Origin of the sequence: Intrasporangium zincisolvens (assembly GCF_034724055.1) — a bacterium.
GTDB classification, from domain to species: Bacteria; Actinomycetota; Actinomycetes; order Actinomycetales; family Dermatophilaceae; genus Monashia; species Monashia zincisolvens.
The window spans coordinates 239,433-257,780 of the sequence record NZ_JAWIIL010000005.1; the positions used below are offsets into that span (position 1 = coordinate 239,433).

General features: G+C 73.3%; 18 protein-coding genes. 9 read left to right on the forward strand and 9 right to left on the reverse strand.

The genetic code is table 11. From position 1 onward, the window contains the following. The first annotated feature begins 32 nt into the window (after window positions 1-32). Window positions 33-242, forward strand: a complete 210-nt coding sequence (locus RY076_RS15430) for a dodecin (RefSeq protein WP_323099608.1) — start codon at window positions 33-35, stop codon at window positions 240-242. Between the two features lie 39 nt (window positions 243-281). On the opposite strand, the gene RY076_RS15435 is transcribed toward RY076_RS15430, so the two are convergent. Both RY076_RS15435 and RY076_RS15440 read right to left on the reverse strand, forming a co-directional pair. Beyond that, the gene (locus RY076_RS15435) at window positions 282-1,235 is read right to left on the reverse strand and encodes an acyl-CoA thioesterase (protein WP_323099610.1); all 954 of its coding nucleotides are present in this window, start codon (window positions 1,233-1,235) and stop codon (window positions 282-284) included. A 90-nt stretch (window positions 1,236-1,325) separates the two neighbouring features. Next, window positions 1,326-3,500 (reverse strand): RecQ family ATP-dependent DNA helicase, encoded by a 2,175-nt coding sequence (locus RY076_RS15440; protein ID WP_413785785.1) that lies wholly within the window; start codon window positions 3,498-3,500, stop codon window positions 1,326-1,328. Between the two features lie 110 nt (window positions 3,501-3,610). Between RY076_RS15440 and RY076_RS15445 the strand changes: the two genes are divergently transcribed. After that, the gene (locus tag RY076_RS15445; RefSeq protein WP_323099613.1) at window positions 3,611-4,123 is read left to right on the forward strand and encodes an acyl-CoA thioesterase; all 513 of its coding nucleotides are present in this window, start codon (window positions 3,611-3,613) and stop codon (window positions 4,121-4,123) included. Between the two features lie 10 nt (window positions 4,124-4,133). Further along, window positions 4,134-4,793, forward strand: a complete 660-nt coding sequence (locus RY076_RS15450) for a hypothetical protein (protein ID WP_323099616.1) — start codon at window positions 4,134-4,136, stop codon at window positions 4,791-4,793. Between the two features lie 39 nt (window positions 4,794-4,832). Here RY076_RS15450 and RY076_RS15455 read toward each other — a convergent pair whose 3' ends face one another. Then, a complete protein-coding gene (locus RY076_RS15455; protein ID WP_323099622.1) occupies window positions 4,833-5,633 on the reverse strand; it encodes a glycerophosphodiester phosphodiesterase in 801 nt (266 codons plus the stop codon). A gap of 102 nt (window positions 5,634-5,735) precedes the next feature. Continuing rightward, the gene (locus RY076_RS15460; protein ID WP_323099626.1) at window positions 5,736-7,535 is read right to left on the reverse strand and encodes a glycoside hydrolase family 13 protein; all 1,800 of its coding nucleotides are present in this window, start codon (window positions 7,533-7,535) and stop codon (window positions 5,736-5,738) included. Between the two features lie 105 nt (window positions 7,536-7,640). Here RY076_RS15460 and RY076_RS15465 point away from each other — a divergent pair, with 105 nt between their 5' ends. After that, window positions 7,641-8,489, forward strand: a complete 849-nt coding sequence (locus RY076_RS15465) for an LLM class flavin-dependent oxidoreductase (protein WP_323099629.1) — start codon at window positions 7,641-7,643, stop codon at window positions 8,487-8,489. A gap of 33 nt (window positions 8,490-8,522) precedes the next feature. Here the strand turns inward: RY076_RS15465 and RY076_RS15470 are convergent, their stop codons facing one another. Continuing rightward, window positions 8,523-8,996, reverse strand: coding sequence for a MarR family winged helix-turn-helix transcriptional regulator (locus RY076_RS15470; RefSeq protein WP_323099630.1), 474 nt, complete (start codon window positions 8,994-8,996; stop codon window positions 8,523-8,525). A 55-nt stretch (window positions 8,997-9,051) separates the two neighbouring features. Between RY076_RS15470 and RY076_RS15475 the strand changes: the two genes are divergently transcribed. After that, complete coding sequence (locus RY076_RS15475; protein WP_323099632.1) at window positions 9,052-10,263, forward strand: FAD-dependent monooxygenase; 1,212 nt, start codon at window positions 9,052-9,054, stop codon at window positions 10,261-10,263. Continuing rightward, a complete protein-coding gene (locus tag RY076_RS15480; protein WP_323099634.1) occupies window positions 10,260-10,658 on the forward strand; it encodes an NUDIX hydrolase in 399 nt (132 codons plus the stop codon). The genes RY076_RS15475 and RY076_RS15480 overlap by 4 nt, the downstream gene beginning before the upstream one ends. Before the next feature lie 14 nt (window positions 10,659-10,672). Here the strand turns inward: RY076_RS15480 and RY076_RS15485 are convergent, their stop codons facing one another. The 4 genes from RY076_RS15485 to pepN form a co-directional block, all read right to left on the reverse strand. Further along, the gene (locus tag RY076_RS15485; protein ID WP_323099636.1) at window positions 10,673-11,308 is read right to left on the reverse strand and encodes a hypothetical protein; all 636 of its coding nucleotides are present in this window, start codon (window positions 11,306-11,308) and stop codon (window positions 10,673-10,675) included. 137 nt (window positions 11,309-11,445) lie between these two features. After that, window positions 11,446-11,832: a globin gene (locus RY076_RS15490; protein WP_323099638.1), complete on the reverse strand. Its 387-nt coding sequence runs from the start codon at window positions 11,830-11,832 to the stop codon at window positions 11,446-11,448. A gap of 33 nt (window positions 11,833-11,865) precedes the next feature. Then, window positions 11,866-12,768 (reverse strand): mechanosensitive ion channel family protein, encoded by a 903-nt coding sequence (locus RY076_RS15495; protein ID WP_323099641.1) that lies wholly within the window; start codon window positions 12,766-12,768, stop codon window positions 11,866-11,868. A gap of 330 nt (window positions 12,769-13,098) precedes the next feature. Beyond that, window positions 13,099-15,738 carry an aminopeptidase N gene (gene pepN, locus RY076_RS15500; RefSeq protein WP_323099643.1) on the reverse strand — a complete coding sequence of 880 codons (2,640 nt, stop codon included), beginning with the start codon at window positions 15,736-15,738 and terminating at the stop codon, window positions 13,099-13,101. A 254-nt stretch (window positions 15,739-15,992) separates the two neighbouring features. On the opposite strand from pepN, the gene RY076_RS15505 reads away from it, so the two are divergent. From RY076_RS15505 to RY076_RS15515, 3 genes are read left to right on the forward strand one after another with little or no spacing between them, the layout of a single operon-like run. Beyond that, complete coding sequence (locus RY076_RS15505) at window positions 15,993-16,580, forward strand: mycothiol-dependent nitroreductase Rv2466c family protein (RefSeq protein ID WP_323099835.1); 588 nt, start codon at window positions 15,993-15,995, stop codon at window positions 16,578-16,580. A gap of 50 nt (window positions 16,581-16,630) precedes the next feature. Next, complete coding sequence (locus RY076_RS15510) at window positions 16,631-17,113, forward strand: ribose-5-phosphate isomerase (protein ID WP_323099645.1); 483 nt, start codon at window positions 16,631-16,633, stop codon at window positions 17,111-17,113. 46 nt (window positions 17,114-17,159) lie between these two features. Beyond that, the gene (locus tag RY076_RS15515; protein WP_323099649.1) at window positions 17,160-18,275 is read left to right on the forward strand and encodes a PP2C family protein-serine/threonine phosphatase; all 1,116 of its coding nucleotides are present in this window, start codon (window positions 17,160-17,162) and stop codon (window positions 18,273-18,275) included. The last annotated feature ends 73 nt before the right edge of the window (window positions 18,276-18,348 follow it).

Sequence of the window (18,348 nt, forward strand, 5' to 3'; positions counted from 1 at the left end):
AGCCCGGGGTGCCCTGAGCGAATCGAGAAGCCATGGCCAACCACGTGTACTCGATCTCCGAGGTCGTCGGGTCGTCCCCCGAGGGCATCGAGGCCGCCGTCGGCAACGCCGTCGCCAAGGCCAGTACGACGGTGCGCAACCTCGACTGGTTCGAGGTGACCGACATCCGCGGCCAGCTCGGCGACGGCGGCGTCGCGCACTGGCAGGTCACGGTCAAGCTCGGGTTCCGGCTCGAGGACTGAACCGCCGGACCGACCTCCGCGCTGAGCTGCTGCTGGGCGTCAGTCCTCCTTGACGCGGACCATGCCCTCCTGGGCCGTCGTCGCGACGAGGGCACCGTCCTGGGCGTAGATCTGGCCGATCGCCAGGCCGCGGCCGCTGATCGCCGAGGGCGAGGCCTGGGCGTAGAGCAGCCAGTCGTCGGCGCGGGCGTCGCGGTGGAACCACATCGAGTGGTCGAGGCTCGCGACGCGCAGCCGGCGGTCGGTCCACACCAGGCCGTGGCGCCGCAGCACGGGCTCGAGCAGCGAGTAGTCGCTCGAGTACGCGAGGACGGCCGCGTGCAGCAGCGGGTCGTCGGGAAGCAGGCCGATCGCGCGCATCCACACGTGGTTCGTCGCGACCTGCTCGTTGCCGGCGTCGAGGAACATGTTGCTCTCGACGGGGCGCAGCTCGATGGGCCGCGCCTCGGCGAGGTGTCGGGCCCCCGGGTGGTCGATGCCGCGGAACGCCTCGGCGAGCGAGGTGAGCCCGTCCGGGCCGGCCACCTGCGGCATCGGGTCCTGGTGGTCGAGGCCGCCCGCGCGCTCCTGGAAGGAGCACGTCATCGACATGATCGGGGCGCCCTTCTGGACCGCGTGCACCCGCCGCGTCGAGAACGAGCGGCCGTCGCGCATCTCCTCGACGGCGAAGCGGATCGGCAGCGTGTCGTCGCCCGGTCGCATGAAGTAGCCGTGCAGCGAGTGGATCGGCCTCGGGCCGTCTTCGTCGACCTCGCGGACCGTCGTGCCGGCGGCCATGACGCACTGGGCCAGCACCTGCCCGCCGAACACGCGCCCGTGCGGCATCTTCTGGCTGCGGCCCTCGAAGACGCGCGCCGACGTCGCGCCGATGGACTCGGCGGCATCGCGCCCGGCGACGTCGGTGACGGCGATGTGGGCGGTCCCGACGTCCTTGAGGGTCAGGACGTCGATGAGGTCCTCGATGGGCGGCAGCACGGTGATCTCGTCGGTCACGAGCCGACCCTACCCAGCCCCGGGCGGCGCCGTCGCCGCCCTGGGGCCGAGGTCACGCATCGAGGTCACGCATCGAGGTCACGCATGAGCTCACGCCTCGAGGGCGAGCGCGAGGGGCAGGACCCCCGGGGCACCGGCTTCACGGAGCAGGCCGGCGCACACCGTGAGGGTCCACCGGGAGTCGGCGACGTCGTCGACGAGCAGCACCGGGCCCGGCGCGCCGGCGAGGCGACCCGCGAGGTCGGGACCGACGACGAGCCGGCCCCACAGGTTGGCGAGGCGGAAGGCGCTGTTGCCGCCCGGGTCACCGACCGGGCCGCCCTCGGCGAGGTCGAGCGAGCCGAGGTAGGGCAGGCGGCCGAGCTCGCTGATGCCGGTGGCGAGCGACTCGACGAGGCGCGGCCGGCGGCGCGAGGGCACCGACACGACGGCGACGGGGCGCTCGCTCCAGCCCCAGCTGGCGAGCACGTCGACGCAGGCGCGCAGGACCTCCGGCGGCAGCTCGCGGTCCTCACCTCGGAGCAGCTCGCGCAGGCGCTGGCCCCAGCCGAGGTCGCTGAGCCTCGCGACGGCGCGGCCCTCGGTCATCGCGGCGTCGGCGGCGATCCGGCCGCGCAGCGGCACGCCGAGGCGGTCCATCCCGGAGGGCCACTGGGCCCGCGGCTCGAGGGCGACGCCGGGGCGGTCGAGCCGGGACCGTGCGGTGTTGACCGCGGCGTCGGGGATCGTGGCGTCGAACCACGGCCCCACGCAGCCGTCGCACCGCCCGCACGGCTCCGCGGTGGCGTCGTCGAGGCAGGTCTGCAGGAACGCCATGCGGCAGCCGTCGGTGCGCTCGTAGTCGACCATGAGCTGCTGCTCGCGTTCGCGGGCCTCGGTGACGCGGCCGTAGCGCTCCTCGTCGTAGGCCCAGGGCTCGCCGGTGGCGGTCCAGCCGCCGGGGACGCGCTGCACGGCGCCGTCGACGTCGAGCACCTTGAGGAGCAGCTCGAGCCGGGTGCGTCGGACGTCGACGATGGCCTCGAGGGCCACGGTGGACAGCGGCTTGGCCGACTCGGACAGGGCGCGCAGCACGGCGTCGGCCTGGTCCTGACGCGGCATCGACGCCGAGGCGAAGTAGCGCCAGATGTCCTTGTCCTCGGGGCCGGGCATGAGCAGGACGTCGGCGCGCTCGGTGGCACGACCCGCACGGCCGACCTGCTGGTAGTAGGCGACGGGTGAGGACGGCGCCCCGAGGTGCAGCACGAAGCCGAGGTCGGGCTTGTCGAAGCCCATCCCGAGCGCCGAGGTGGCCACGAGCGCCTTGACGGAGTTGTCGCGCAGCGCCTCCTCGAGCCGGATGCGCTCGGCGGGCTCGGTGCGCCCGGTGTAGGCGGCGACCTCGTGGCCCGCCTCGCGCAGCGCGGCGGCGACGTCCTCGGCCGCGGCGACGGTGAGCGCGTAGACGATGCCGGAGCCGGGCAGCTCGCCGAGGTGGGCGATGAGCCAGGCCAGCCGCTGCTCGGGTGCGGCGAGCGGCAGGACGCCGAGGCGCAGTGACGCACGGGCGAGCGGGCCGCGCAACGTCAGCACGTCGCGACCGCCGGCGCCGAGCTGCTCGACGACGTCGGTGACGACGCGGGCGTTGGCCGTGGCCGTGGTGGCGAGCACGGGGGTGCGTTCGGGCAGCGTCGTGAGCAGGTCGCGGATGCGGCGGTAGTCGGGCCGGAAGTCGTGGCCCCAGTCGCTGACGCAGTGCGCCTCGTCGACCACGAGGAGACCGCACGTGCGCGCGAGGTGCGGCAGCTGCTCGTCGCGGAAGCGCGGGTTGTTGAGCCGTTCTGGGCTGACGAGCAGCACGTCGACCTCGCCGCGCGCCAGCGCCCCTGACACCTCGCCCCACTCGTCGGCGTTCGTCGAGTTGAGCGTGACGGCCCGGATGCCTGCTCGCTGCGCGGCGCCGATCTGGTCGCGCATCAGCGCCAGCAGCGGGCTGACGATGACGGTGGGCCCGGCTCTCTCGGCGCGTCGCAGTGCCGTGGCGACGAAGTAGACCGCCGACTTGCCCCATCCCGTGCGCTGGACCACGAGCACCCGGCGACGCCCCTCGACGAGCTCGGCGATGGCCTCGAGCTGACCGTCGCGGAAGTCGGCGTCGGGCCGGCCCACGAGCCGACGCAGCGCGTCGGTGGCCCGCGCCCGCATCCGGTCGTCCACCGACGCGTCGGGGGTGCCGGTCGGGTGGGTCGCGGGCTCGGCGGCGGGGGTCACGGGCATGCCAGACATGGGCCCCAACCTACGTGCCACCGCCGACGCGGCCACCATCCCCGTGTCCCGCTGTGGACGCGCGTGGGCATCCGGGTCGGGGATGTGGACGGGCTGCGAGGATGGGCAGCATGACCGATGGGACGACCGACGCGCACACCCCCTACGCCGCGCACGTGGCTCTGCGCTGGTCCGACATGGACGCCTACGCCCACATCAACAACGTCCAGTTCCTGCGCCTGCTCGAGGACGCCCGCGTCATCGCCTTCCGCGACTGGTTCGACGCGAGTGGCGCCGGCGACAAGTCGCTCCTCGACGAGGGCGCCCTCGTCGCGCGACACGAGATCGAGTACCGCCGGCCGCTCGGGTTCCGGCACGCGCCGGTCGAGATCCGGTTGTGGGTCTCGCGCGTGGGCGGCGCCGGCTTCGACGTGGCCTACATCGTCACCGACCCGGAGGGCATCGACCCCGAGGGCACCGAGACCCACCTGACCCCGGGCGCCGAGGTCGTCTACGCCGTGGCCGAGACCGAGCTGGCGCTCTACGACTTCGGGTCCGCCTCGCCCCGCCGGATGCGGCCCGAGGAGCGCGCCGCCCTGCAGGGCCACCGCGGCGGGCCGGCCCCGTTCCGGCGTCGTCGGTGAGGGGGCGGCCATGAGCACCTCCACCCAGCACGTCGACCTCGGCGACCCCCGCGCGCTCGCCGACCTCGAGACCTTCCTCGGCCGCGCGCGCCGGGCCAACCCCGACGGGGCCGTGCGCCTCCAGGTCGTCGGTGGGTTCGTCCTCGTCACGGTCGCCGTCCTCGAGGGCACCGGCCTGCTCGGCGAGGGGACGGTGCTCGGCCTGCGCGTCGCGCCGGTGCGCCCCGAGGGCACCGACGGCGGCGTCGACGCCACGGTGTCGTTCGCCTCGCTCGGCGACCGGCTGGCCCGTCGCGACCCCTCGGACGGCTCGAGCGTCCTCGCCGTCCCGCCGACGACGGTCCGCGCGTCGTGGAGCGGCCTCACCCCGCCTCGCGACGGGTGGGAGCCGGTCGGGCGGCTCGCGTCAGAGGCCGTCGACGCCGTTGCGCGCGAAGGGATCTCGCAGATCGCGCAGGGCACGCCCGACGGCGCCGGTGGTCACGCGGTCACGGCGCTGCGGCGTCGGGTGTGGGGCGCCATGACCGACACGGTGCCGCCCATCGCGGCCGGGCTCGCCTTCGGCGCGCACGTCCTCGGCTTCACCGCGCCGGGGGCGGAGGCGTCGGCGTCGACGAACGGACGGTGGACGCGTCTGTCCACGGTCCGCGGGCACGTCCTCGTGCGCTGACGCGTCGCCACGTCCGACGCGTCCACCACGTCCGACGCGTCAGCGCCCGGTCCAGGCGCCCCGCTGGACGAGCACCTGCTTGAGCACGTCGATGCGGTCGCTGACGAGGCCGTCGACGCCGAGGTCGAGCAGGCGGTGCATCTGCTCGGGGTCGTCGATGGTCCACACGTGCACCTGCTTGCCGGCGGCGTGGGCGGCGGCGACGAAGCCGGGCGTCACCACCTCGACGACGCGGCCGCGGACCGGGAACGAGGCCGGCACCTGGAACACCTCGGCGGGGGAGTGCAGCCACCGCGCGAGCCACCGCGGCCCGTAGCGGGTGACGGCCGCCCCCACCGGCGCAGCGGCCGTCGTGACACGGCCGCGCGCCAGGCGTCGGAACTGCGCGATGTTGCGCTGCGAGAACGAGCCCACGCACACCCGGTCGTGCAGGCCGCGCTCCTCGACGAGCTGCCACAGGACCGGAGCGGTGCCGGCCGCCTTGAGGTCGATGTTGAGGTTGACCTCGGGCCACGCGTCGAGCACCTCGGTGAGCAGCGGCACGTGCTCGCCCTCGCCGAGGGTGGCCCCGCGCACCTGCTCCCACGTGAGGTCGTGGATGAGCCCGGCGCGGTCGGTGACCCGGTCTAGGCGGGTGTCGTGGAAGGCGACGAGGCGGCCGTCACTGGTCAGGTGCACGTCGGTCTCGAGGTGGGTGTAGCCGAGGTCGACGGCGTTGCCGAACGCCGTCATCGTGTTCTCGAGACCGACGTTCGGCCGGTAGAGCGCGCCGCCCCGGTGGGCCAGGGCCACCGGCGTCCGGGCGAGGTAGGGGCGGGGGCGCGGGGCCGGCACGGTCATGCCGCGAGACTAGGCGCTCGCCGCGGCCCCCGTCACCGACTGCCCGTCACGCGACGAGGGCGCCCCCGGTGACCGGGAGCGCCCTCGTGCGACGGGTGAGGCTCAGGCCCAGAGGGCCCAGACGGTCGTGTCGGTCGGCACGAGGCCGTCCTCGAGCGGGCCCGAGGTGACGAGCACGTCGACGCCCTCGGGCAGCTCGACGGGCTCGGTGCCGAGGTTCGCCACGACGAGGACGCGCTCGCGGCCCTCGGCGCCGTTGGTCAGCGCGACGACGTCCTGGCCGTAGCCCTCGACCCACGTCAGCGAGCCGGTGCCGAGCGACAGGCGGCGACGCGCGGCGAGCAGCGACCGGTAGAGCTCGAGCGTCGAGCCGGGCACGCCGATCTGGCGGTCGACGGCGTACTCGTCGTAGACGGCCGGCTGGGGCAGCCACGTCGCGTCGGACGGGCCGAAGCCGAGGCTCGGGGCGCCCGCGACCCACGGGATCGGCACGCGGCAGCCGTCGCGGCCGGTCTCGGCGCCCTCGGTCCGGGAGAAGGTCGGGTCCTGGCGGAACTCGGCGGGCATGTCGGTCGAGTCCGGCAGGCCGAGCTCCTCGCCCTGGTAGACGTACGCGCCCCCCGGGAGGGCGAGCATGAGCGCCGTGGCAGCGCGGGCCCGGCGCAGCCCGAGCGCGCGGTCGGGCTGCGGGTCGGTCGCCGAGATGCCGTTCATCCGCGGCGTGCCCGGCGCGAAGCCGAGGCGCGACGCGTGCCGCACGACGTCGTGGTTCGACAGCACCCACGTCGAGGGTGCACCCACCGAGTCAGCGGCGTGCAGCGACGACGTGATGACGGCACGCAGGTCCTCGGCCACCCACGAGGAGGTGAGGAAGTCGAAGTTGAAGGCCTGGTGCATCTCGTCGGAGCGCACGTACTTGACGGCGCGCTCCTGCGGCTCGACCCACGCCTCGGCGCAGAGGATGCGGTCGGGCGTGCCGTAGGACTCGAGGATCGTGCGCCACGCGCGGTAGACCTCGTGGACGCCGTCCTGGTCCCACATCGGGCTGCGCTTGGTGTGGTCGATGCGCGGGGCGTCCTCGGACTGGGCGACGGCGGGCGTGGCGTCGTCGTCGTGCTCGGCGTGGCCGAGCATGACGGTGCGCTCCTCCTCGGTGTCGGGCAGGCCCTGCTCCTTGATGAGGCCGTGCGCGACGTCGACGCGGAAGCCGTCGACGCCCCGGTCGAGCCAGAAGCGCAGGATCGACTCGAACTCGGCGCGCACCTCGGGGTGCTCCCAGTTGAAGTCGGGCTGCTTGGGGTCGAAGAGGTGCAGGTACCACTGGCCCGGGCGGCCGTCGGCCTCGGTGACGCGCGTCCACGCGGCGCCGCCGAAGACGGACTCCCAGTTGTTCGGGGGCAGCTCGCCGTGCTCGCCGCGGCCCTCGCGGAACATGTAGCGCTCGCGCTCGGCCGAGCCGGGGCCGGCCGCGAGGGCGGCCTGGAACCAGACGTGCTCGTCGGAGCTGTGGTTCGGGACCATGTCGACGATGACCTTGAGGCCGAGCTCGTGGGCGCGCGCGATCATGGCGTCGGCGTCGGCGAGCGTGCCGAAGATCGGGTCGACGTCGCGGTAGTCGGCGACGTCGTAGCCGGCGTCGGCCTGCGGCGAGGTGTAGAAGGGCGAGAGCCAGATCGCGTCGACGCCGAGGGCGCTCAGGTGGTCGAGGCGGGCGGTGATGCCCGGCAGGTCGCCGATGCCGTCACCGTTCGCGTCGCTCCACGAGCGCGGGTAGATCTGGTAGATCACGGCCTGGCGCCACCACGCCGCGTCGGGGCGGTCGGCGGCGTGGATCGGGCTGGGCGCCTCGCGGACGTCCGCCGCGGTGTCGGTCGTGAGGGTCTGGGTTGCTGATCGCGTCACGGGCCACCATCGTTCCGCATCAGGACCGAAACTCAAAGAAAGAATTGCAAGATCTTGCATCGCGGCCCGTCGGCCGGTGTCCGGACCCGGTGGTAGGCAGGGTCCATGCGCTACGGCTTCGTCGTCCCGTTCACCACCGAGCACGAGTTCGTCGAGCTCGCGCGGCTCGGGGAGGAGCGTGGCTGGGACGCCGTCCTCACGTGGGAGGCGCTCTTCGGCACCGACGCGTGGGTCCTGCTCGGTGCCACCGCCGTGGCCACCGAGCGCATCCGGCTCGGCACCCTGCTGACGCCCGCCTCGCGCTACCGGCCGTGGGACCTCGCCACCGACGTCGGCACCGTCGACCGGCTGAGCGGCGGCCGCGCGTTCCTGTCGGTCGGGCTCGGTGCGCTGCACCCGGGGTGGACGGCGTTCGAGGCCGACGAGGGCCGCGGCGTGCGGGCCCGCAAGCTCGACGAGTGCCTCGAGGTGTATGCCGGACTGTCGCGGGGCGACGACCTCACGTACGAGGGGGAGTTCTACCGCACCGTGCCCTACGACTTCCCGAAGCCGGCGCTGACGCCGCAGCGGCCGCACCCGCCGGTGTGGGTCGTCGGCGCCCCGACGCCGGGTGGCGGGCGGCAGCGCTCGCTCGAGCGGGCGGCGCGCTGGCAGGGGCTGATCCCCGCGGTGCACCCGCCCGACGGCGAGGCAAGGACCGTCGAGGCCTTCGCCGCCGTCGTCGACCCGGTCCGACGGCTGCGGGCCGAGCTCGGGCTGCCGTGGGAGGGCTACGACGTCGTCGTCGAGGCGGACTCGTGGGGCGACTTCGCCTCGCTCGAGCCGGCCGAGCCCGCGGCGTGGGCCGACGCCGGCGCCACCTGGTGGGTCGAGAGCTGGTGGGACGTGCCGGCCGGGCCCGACGGTGTGGCCGAGCTGCGCCGACGCGTCGACGCCGGGCCGCCGCACCGCTGACCGGCGCCCGGCACCGGTCCGCGGCGAGCCGCGTCAGTCGCGCCGGCCGAGCCTCTCGCGCTGGTCGTCGGTCAGGGCCGTGATCCGCCGCAGGTAGCCGGTCATGAAGGCGAGCTGCTCGGGGGAGAGCTCGTCGAGCATCGGGCGGCCCGCGGCGACGAGCGGCCCGTAGGCCTGCCACGTCAGGGCGTTGCCCTGCTCGGTCATCTCGACGAGGACGGCCCGGCGGTCGGTCTCGGAGCGGCGTCGCCGCACGAGCCCACGCTTGGCGAGCCGGTCGACGAGGGCCGTCGTCGCGGCGGGCCGCAGACCGATGCCAGCGCTCAGCTGCCCCGCCGTCTTCGGCCCGTCGACGAGCCAGTCGAGGCAGCGCAGGTCGCTCGGACCGAGGTCGAGAAGCCGGCCGACGGCGTCGTCGAAGGCCTGGACCGAACGCTGGTACTGCTGCATGGCCGAACCGAGGGCCTCGACGAGGTCCTCGCGAGCGGGTTGACGGGACGGGCTCATCGCACCTATCTTTCGAAAATCAAATCATTTGGTTCTCGTAAGAAAGGCTAGCAAGATGCGTGCACTCGTCGTCGGAGGCGGCATCGCCGGCCCCGCCACCGCCCTGGCCCTGCACCGGGTCGGCATCGAACCCGTCGTCCTCGAGGCCTGGCCGCGCGGTGACGGCGAGAAGGGCTCCTACCTCACCCTCGCGCCGAACGGCCTGCATGCGCTGGACGTGCTCGGCCTGCGCGGCGCCCTCGAGCCGCTCGGCTTCGCCACGGACGGCCACGAGATCGTCGGCAGCACCGGCCGCCACCTCGGCTCCCTCTCGCTCGGCGTGCCGCTCGACGACGGCCGGGTCGGCCTGACCCTCAAGAGGTCCCGCCTGGCGCTCGCCCTCGCCGACGAGGCAGCCGCCCGAGGGGTCGAGGTGCGCCACGACGCCCGGGTGCTCGAGGTGGTCGACACGGCCGACGCGGTGCAGGCCCGTCTCGCCGACGGCACGACGCTGACCGCCGACCTGCTCGTCGGCGCCGACGGCGTCCACTCCGTCGTGCGCCGGGCCATCGACCCCGACGCCGCACCCGCGCGCTACGTCGGCCTGACGAACTTCGGCGGCATCACGCCCGCCTCGCCCCTGGCCGAGAGGCTGCCCGAGCGCGCCTGGCACTTCGTCTTCGGGGCCCGGTGCTTCTTCGGCGCCCACCGCACCCCGGCCGGTCACGTCGTCTGGTTCGTCAACGAGCCCCGCCCGCCCATCACCCCCGAGGAGCGCGCAGCGACGACGCCCGACCAGTGGCGCGAGCACCTGGCCGACCTCCTCGACGCCGATGCCGGGCCCGCCGCCGCGCTCGTGCGCGCGGGCCGGCTCGAGCTGTGGGCCGACAACACCCACGACCTGCGCCACGTCGCGGGCTGGCGCCGCGGACGCGCCGTCCTCGTCGGCGACGCCGTCCACGCCCCGGCCCCGAGCTCGGGGCAGGGCGCCTCGATGGCGCTCGAGGACGCCGTCGTCCTCGCCACGAGCCTGCGCGACCACGCGGACCCGGACGACGCCCTCGCCGCGTACGAGCAGGCCCGGCGCCGACGCGTCGAGCGGATCGTCGCCGCGGGAGCCCGCAGCAGCAGCGCGAAGGTGCCCGGACGCGTCGGCCGCGGCCTGCGCGACGCCGGCCTGCGCGTCGTGTTCCGGTACCTCGCCACCGAGCGCGCCGGCGCCTGGATGACCGGCTACCGGGTGCCGTGGGGGCCGGCGGGCACCCCACCGCTAGCGTCGAGGCCATGACGACCTATGTCACGGCCGCCTTCTGCCTCCTGCGCGACGGGCACCTGCTCACGGTGCGCAAGGCCGGCTCGAGCCGGTTCATGCTGCCGGGCGGCAAGATCGACCCGGGCGAGTCGCCGTACGAGGCCGCCCTGCGCGAGGTGAGCGAGGAGGTCGGGCTCGTCCTGCCGCACGGCACCGGCACGCCGCTCGGGCGGTTCCACGACGTCGCCGCCAACGAGCCCGACTCGTGGGTCGACGCGACGGTGTACGTCGCGCCCCTCGACCCGGCCGACCGGCCCGAGCCGCGCGCGGAGATCGCCGAGCAGCGCTGGCTCGACCTCGCCGGCGACCTGCCCGAGGACCTCGCACCGCTGCTGCACAACCACGTCGTCCCGGCCCTGCGCGCCCTCTAGGCCGGCCGGACGCGTCAGTGCGGGCCGTCGCCCATGCCGATGACGCCCGCGGCAGCCGCCTTCTTGACGGCGTCGGCCTCGGCCTGCGTCAGCTTTCCGTCCTTGACCGCCTGGGCGAGCCGGTCGTCGAGGGCCTTCTGCCGGTCGGCCTGCTCGGCGGCACGGACGGCGTCGATCGCCGAGCGCACCTTCGCGACGTCCATGCCGAGCCGCTTGGCGAGCGCCGCCGTGTACGCGTCCAGGGCCGCCTGTCGCTGAGCGGCCGACGGCGGCGCGGTGGGAGGCGTCGTCGGCTTCGGCTGGGCGGCGCGCAGGTCGTCGCGGGCGCCCTTCATCGCGTCGCGCAGCGTCGACTCGCTGACGCCGAGCTGCGTCGCGAGGGCGGAGAGGTCGTGCCCGAGGGCGCCGTGACCCGGTCCGCCACCGAAACGTCCACCCGGTCCCCAGCCGTGGCCCTTGCCGTTCCCGTGGCCGTTGCCGTACCCGGGACCGCCGGTCGCGCCCGGTGCCGGAGTCGTGGACGAGCCGCTGCTCGCTGCGGGCGGGGATCCGGTGTCGGCACGCGCCACGGCGGAGACACCGAAGCCGATGGCGAGCGCTGCCGCCCCGGCGGTGGCGAACCCGACGACGGTGCGGTTCAGCTCGACCATTCCAGCCTCCTTGCCGGGCAGCCTCGGACCGCCCTGTGGGTCCACGACCAGCACAGCACGGCCGGCGCCCCCGCGTGAGCGGTCCGACCTGTGAGTTGCTGTGAGTCGTGCGGCTGCCCGGGCCCGGGAGCGCGACCTCAGAACGTGCCGTCGGGGCCCGGGGCGTTGACGAGGGAGTACGCGGCACGCGTCAGGTAGTCGCGCAGCAGGTCGTCGTGCTCGGGGGCGAGGGCGAGGGTGTCGACGGCGTTCATCATGTGCAGCAGCCAACGGTCGCGCATGTCGGGCGTCACGGTGAACGGCATGTGCCGCATCCGCAGGCGCGGGTGGCCGCGCTGCTCGGAGTACGTCGTCGGCCCGCCCCAGTACTGCTCGAAGAACATCCGCAGGCGCTCCTCGGCGGGGCCGAGGTCGTCCTCGGGGTAGAGGGCGCGCAGCTCCTCGTCCTGAGCCACGCCGCGGTAGAACTCGTGGACGAGCTTGGCGAAGGTCTCGTGGCCGCCGAAGTCCTCGTAGTAGGTCACGGGCGCAAGTCTCTCAGGTGGGCTGCGGCGCGATCAGAGCGGCTTGCCACCGCCGTAGGGCGGCAGGGCCGGTGACGGGCTCTTGATGCCGGCGCGGTCGAGGGCTCCCTTGACCTGCTCGCGGATCTCGCGCTGGATGGCGAACTGCTCGTTGGCCACGGTCTTGGCCAGGACCCGGATCGTGATGACGCCGGCCGACATCGACTCGACGCCGACGACGTTCGGCTCCTCGAGGAGGATGTCGCGCCACCGGTCGTCGTCGTCCATGACCGAGACGACCTCCCGGATCACCGTCATCGCCTTCTCGACGTCCTGGTCGTAGGCGATGGGGATGTCGACCATCGCCGTCGACCAGCCCTGAGTCTTGTTGCCGATGCGGATGATCTCGCCGTTGCGGACGTACCAGGTCATGCCCTGGGCGTCGCGCAGCTGGGTGATGCGCAACGACACGTTCTCCACGGTGCCGACGGCCTCGCCCGTGTCGACGACGTCACCGACGCCGTACTGGTCCTCGATGATCATGAAGACGCCGGACAGGAAGTCCTTGACGAGGCTCTGGGCGCCGAAGGCGAGCGCGACACCGCCGACGCCCGCCGAGGTGAGCAGGGGCGCCAGCGGGATGCCGACGAGTGAGAGCACCGTCAGGCCGGTCAGGCCGAAGACGACGAACGTCGTGATGCTCTTGAGCAGGGCCCCCATCGTCTGGGTGCGCTGCACGTGTCGGACGTTCGCGGCACCCACGGAGCTGGGGGCGCGGCGGGTGCCGAGGATGCTGGCGAGCCGCTCGGCCCGCTTGGAGGCGGCCGTCGCGACGACCCGGTTGATGAGCCGGTGCACGAGCCAGCGCACGACGATCCCGAGGACGATCGTCAGGATGATGAGCAGGGGCGTGCCGACGAGCCAGTCGCCGACCTCCGACCAGCTGAGCTGGGGCATCGAGAGCTCCAACGCTCCCTCCGTTCCGGGCAGGGGTGGTGTCGTCGCGGACGGCGACGCCGCTGGTGTCGTCGCTGGTGTCGCGAGGGCAGCTGCCGGCCGCGTGAGCGTGCCGGCGACGTGCGTGAAGGGCTGGGTCAGGGTCGTGAGTAGGTCAGTCACAGAGTCTCGGTCGGTGCTCTCGGGGGCAGGTGGAGGGATGCTGCGGGGACGCCGGGGCGTCGTCACGATGGTCGCAGACGTCATGGCGGGACGACCAAACGGGTGAAGCGGGAGAGCGCCCGCCCGACCCCGGTGAGGGGCCGGACGGGCGCTCGGGCGCCGGGCGCGTCAGGCCCGGCGGTCCGCCTCCTGCGCGCGCAGGGCGCGGGCGATCGTGTCGCGGTTCTCGGCGACGGTGCGCACGAGCCCGGCCTGGGCGTCGGGGTTGGCCGTCAGCCAGGCGTCCGAGGCCTCGAGCAGCTCGGTGTTGGCGAGCGCGAACGGGTAGAACCCGCCCACGACGCGCTCGCCGATGGCGACGCTGCGCGCGGCCCACGCGTCGACGAGCATCGCGTGGTACTTCGCGACGTACGGCTCGAGCAGCGACAGGTCGGTGCTGCGGCGGAAGCCCGCCGAGACCGAGTCGACCATCTGGTTGGACAGGACGTTCTGCTCGACGGCCTTGGCCCACGCGTCGGCCTTGGCCTCGGCGGTCGGGCGCGAGGCCAGGGCCTCGGCGTGCCGCTCCTTGCCGGTGGCCGTCGGGTCGCGGTCGAGCTCGGCCTCGAGCTCGGCGTCGGTGAGGACGCCGAGGGCGGCCAGCGCGCGGGTGAACGTCCAGCGCAGCTCGGTGTCGACCGTCAGGCCGGGCAGCGACGCCTCGCCGGTGAGCAGCGCCCGGAAGCGGTCGGCGTCCGAGGCGTCGGCCGTCGTGTTGGCCCACCCCTCGACGAGCTGGAACTGGGCGTCGCTGCCCGGCTCTGCCGACTCGGCCAGGGCCCGCAGCGAGCTGCTGAGCAGCGCCGAGGTGTCGGCCCGGTGCTCCGGCGCGACGTAGAGGCGCGTCGACTGGACGATCTGGCCGAGCAGGACGCGCAGCAGCGTCGAGTCGCTCTCGCCGGGGAGGGTCTCGAGCACGAAGCGCACGAAGTCGCGCGCCGACATCTCGGCGTCGCGCGTCATGTCCCACGTCGCGCCGAGCACGAGCGAGCGGGGGAGGGAGTCCTGGAAGCCGCGCGGGTGCGCCAGTGCTGTGGCGAGCGAGCGCTCGTCGAGGCGGATCTTGGCGTAGGCGAGGTCGTCGTCGTTGAGCAGCAGCAGATCCGGCTGCGAGACACCGACGAGCTCGGCGATGTCGGTGCGCTCACCGGCGACGTCGACCTCGTGGTACGCCGTCCGGACGAGGTCGTCGCCCTCCACGGAGTACAGCCCGATGCCGAGGCGGTGAGGCCGCAGCGTCGGGTACTCCTCGGCGGCGGTCTGCTCGACGGCGAAGCGCGTGTAGCGGCCGTCGGCGTCGACCTCGAACGACGGGCGCAGCGTGTTGACGCCGGCCGTCTCGAGCCACAGCTTGCTCCACTCGGTCAGCTCGCGGCCCGATGCGGTCTCGAGCTCGCCGAGCAGGTCCGAGAGGGTCGTGTTGCCCCAGGCGTGCTTGCGGAAGTACTCGCGCAGCGCCGCGACGAACGGCTCACGGCCGACGTAGGCGACGAGCTGCTTGAGCACCGAGGCGCCCTTGGCGTAGGTGATGCCGTCGAAGTTGACCTCGACGTCCTCGAGGTGGCGCATGTCGGCGGCGATCGGGTGCGTGGAGGAGAGCTGGTCCTGGGTGTAGGCCCACGCCTTCTCGGCCGTGCCGAACGTCGTCCAGGCGCTGCTCCACTGGGTGGCCTCGGCCTGGCACGTCGTCGAGGCCCACTCGGCGAAGGACTCGTTGAGCCAGAGGTCGTCCCACCACTTCATCGTCACGAGGTTGCCGAACCACATGTGGGCCAGCTCGTGCAGGATCGTCAGGGCGCGGCGCTCGATCTTCGCCTCGCTCACCTTGGAGNTGCCGAACCACATGTGGGCCAGCTCGTGCAGGATCGTCAGGGCGCGGCGCTCGATCTTCGCCTCGCTCACCTTGGAGCGGAAGACGTACATCTCGGTGAACGTCACGGCCCCGGCGTTCTCCATCGCGCCCATGTTGTACTCGGGCGTGAAGACCTGGTCGTACTTCTCGAACGGGTAGGCCTGGTCGAACTCCGACTCGAAGAACGCGAAGCCCTTCTTCGTGCAGTCGAAGATGTTGTCGGCGTCGAGGTGCTGCGTCAGCGACTTGCGGCAGAAGACGCCGAGGGGCACGGTGCCGCGTCGGGTCTGGACCTCGTCGCGGACCTCGTCGTATGGGCCGGCGATGAGCGCGGTGATGTAGGAGGAGATGCGCGGGGTCGGCGCGAAGTACCACGTGGCCTTCTCGACGCCGTCGGCGACACCGGCGGGCTCGGGCTGCGGCGTCGGGGAGCTGGAGATGATCTTCCAGTGCGCGGGCGCTGTGACGGTGAACGTGAAGGCGGCCTTGAGGTCGGGCTGCTCGAAGACCGCGTACATGCGGCGGGAGTCGGGCACCTCGAACTGGGTGTAGAGGTACACCTCGTTGTCGACCGGGTCGACGAACCGGTGCAGGCCCTCACCGGTGTTCGTGTACCGGCCGGTGGCCTCGATGGTCAGCTCGTTGTCGGCGGCGAGGCCGGGCAGGGCGACACGTGAGTCGGCGAAGAGGGCCGCCGCGTCGAGGTCGGCGCCGTTGAGGGTGACGCGCTCGACCGAGTCCGCGATGAGGTCGATGAACGTCTCGGTGCCGGGCTCGGAGCAGGCGAACCGCGCCGTCGTGACCGTGCGGAACGTCTCGGGACCCGTGGTGAGGTCGAGACGGACGTCGTAGCTGTCGACCCGCAGGACCGCGGCCCGGGCGGCCGCCTCCTCGCGGGTCAGGTTCTTGCCGGGCACGAAGGGACCTCCTGGGGACGGAAAGTGCGTGACGTGCGACACAGGCGGGACCGGTCGGACGGCCTCGTCGCCCGGACATCCTCGCACGGGACCACCCCTGCACCGCCACCGCGATACGGCTCGTCGAGGGCCGGTGTGGGCGTTCTCGGGCGGGTGCGAGGATGTCCACCATGACGGCGGCGACCCCCTCACCCCCGACCACGACCACCTCGACGGCGACTCGGCCCGACGGCGGCGGGGGCCAGGCCGTCGAGATGTGGTTCGACCCGATCTGCCCGTGGGCGTGGATGACCTCGCGCTGGCTCATGGAGGTCGAGCGCCTGCGCGACCTCCGCGTGACGTGGTCGGTCATGAGCCTCGCCGTCCTCAACGAGCACCGCCACGACCTCGACGCCGCCTACCGGGCGCGCATGGACGAGGCGTGGGGTCCGGTCCGCGTCATCATCGCCGCAGCGGAAGCGCACGGCGACCGGGTCATCAAGCCGCTCTACGACGCGATGGGCACGCGCATCCACCTGCGGAAGATGAGCGACTTCGACGCCGTCATCCGCGAGTCCCTCGACGAGGTCGGCCTGCCCGCGGCGCTCGCCAAGGAGGCCCACCACAAGAAGTTCGACGCCGCGCTGCACCGCAGCCACAAGCGCGGCATCAGCCTCGTCGGCACCGAGGTCGGCACCCCGATCATCTCGGTCGCCGGCGTCGCCTTCTTCGGGCCCGTCGTCACGCCGGCACCCAAGGGCGAGGACGCCCTGCGCCTCTGGGACGGCTGCGTGCTCGTCGCCTCGACGCCCGGCTTCTTCGAGCTGAAGCGCACCCGTACGCTCGGCCCGATCCTCGACTGACCTCTCCACCCCGCACCCACCCCGCACCCACCCCGCACCCAAGGACGGACATGCGCATCCACATCGGCGGCGACCACGCGGCCTTCGACCTGCACCAGGCCCTCCTGACCCACCTGCGCGGGGCCGGCCACGACGTCGTCGACCACGGCCCGTTCACCTTCGACGCCCTGGACGACTACCCGGTCTTCGTCCTGCGCGCTGCGGAGGCCGTTGCGGCCGAGGCGGGTTCGCTCGGCGTCGTCCTCGGCGGCTCGGGCAACGGCGAGCAGATGGCGGCCAACAAGGTGAGCGGGATCCGGGCGGCCCTCGCGTACTCCACCGAGATCGCGAGCCTCGCCCGCGAGCACAACGACGCGCAGGTCGTGTCCATCGGTGCGCGGTTCACGCCGGTGCCGGACGCCATCGCTATCGTCGACACCTTCATCGGGACGAACTTCTCAGATGGGGAGCGCCACGCCCGTCGTCTCGGTATGGTTTCCGCGTACGAGAACACGGGGGACTTGCCGGCGCTGCCGGACTCGGACGCGTCCTGACGGGACGCCCCGGGCCGGCTCCCCTCCAGCCCAGCAAGGGAGGCACGTGGCGACCAACGAGAGCATCGTCTCTCGCCGTTCGGGCTACGCTGCCGGACCCCTCCGACGCCTGAGCCTCCTCGGCCCGTGGCTGTCGCGCGCTCCCTGGGTCATCGTCGGCATCTTCCTGACGCTGGGCATCATCGGCACCGCGGCCATCTACCAGTGGCCGCTGGCCGTGCCGTGGAGCGTCTACTGCCTCCTCGTCGTCGCCGCCGGCCTCTTCCTCGAGCCGCGGTTCCTCCTCGTCGTCTTCATCTGGCTCTTCCTGGCCATGTCGATCCTCGGGGTGTACCTCAGCGACATCAAGGGCTCGACGACCGGGTCTCAGATCGTCACCGTAGCGACGATGCTGCTCATGCTCTGGCTCTCGCACGCCCGCGCCCAGGTCGGCGTCGTCGGGGTCAGCGGCGAGTCGATGCTCGTCGACATGCGCGACCGGCTGCGCGCCCAGGGCGAGCTTCCCGAGCTGCCGCCGACGTGGCAGGCCGAGGTCGCGCTCGAGTCCGCCTACGGTGACGGCTTCGCCGGCGACTTCGTCGTCGCGAGCCGGTCCACCGACGGACGCACGCTCGAGGTCGCCCTCGTCGACGTGTCCGGCAAGGGACGCGAGGCCGGCACGCGCTCGCTGCTGCTGTCCGGGGCGCTCGGCGGCCTGCTCGGCGAGACGGAGGAGGACGGGTTCCTCCACTCGGCCAACAACCACCTGCTCCGGCTGCGCTGGGCCGAAGGGTTCGCCACGGCGGTCCACGTCGCCGTCGACCTCGAGAGCGGCAACTTCACCATCGGCTACGCCGGTCACCCCGCCGCCGCGCAGTTCGCGGCCGGTTCGGGCCGGTGGCGGATGCTGACCGGTGGGCGCGGCCCGCTCCTCGGCGTCATCGAGGAGGCCCGGTACCCGCGCGAGAGCGGCACGATCCGCCGCGGCGACGCCCTCGTCCTCTACAGCGACGGCGTCATCGAGGCTCGCGACAAGGCGCTCGTCGACGGCATCGACCGGATGCTCGGCCGGGCCGAGTCGTTCATCCGCACCGGGTTCGAGGGCCTGGCGCAGCGCCTCTGCGACCAGGCTGCTGCCGGCCTGGGCGACGACCGCGCCGTCGTCACCATCTGGCGCACCTGACGCGTCCGGCGGGGCGGTGCCCGCCCTCCACCCGGGTCGGCGAGTTCGGGCATTGGGGCGGGGCCTCACTACG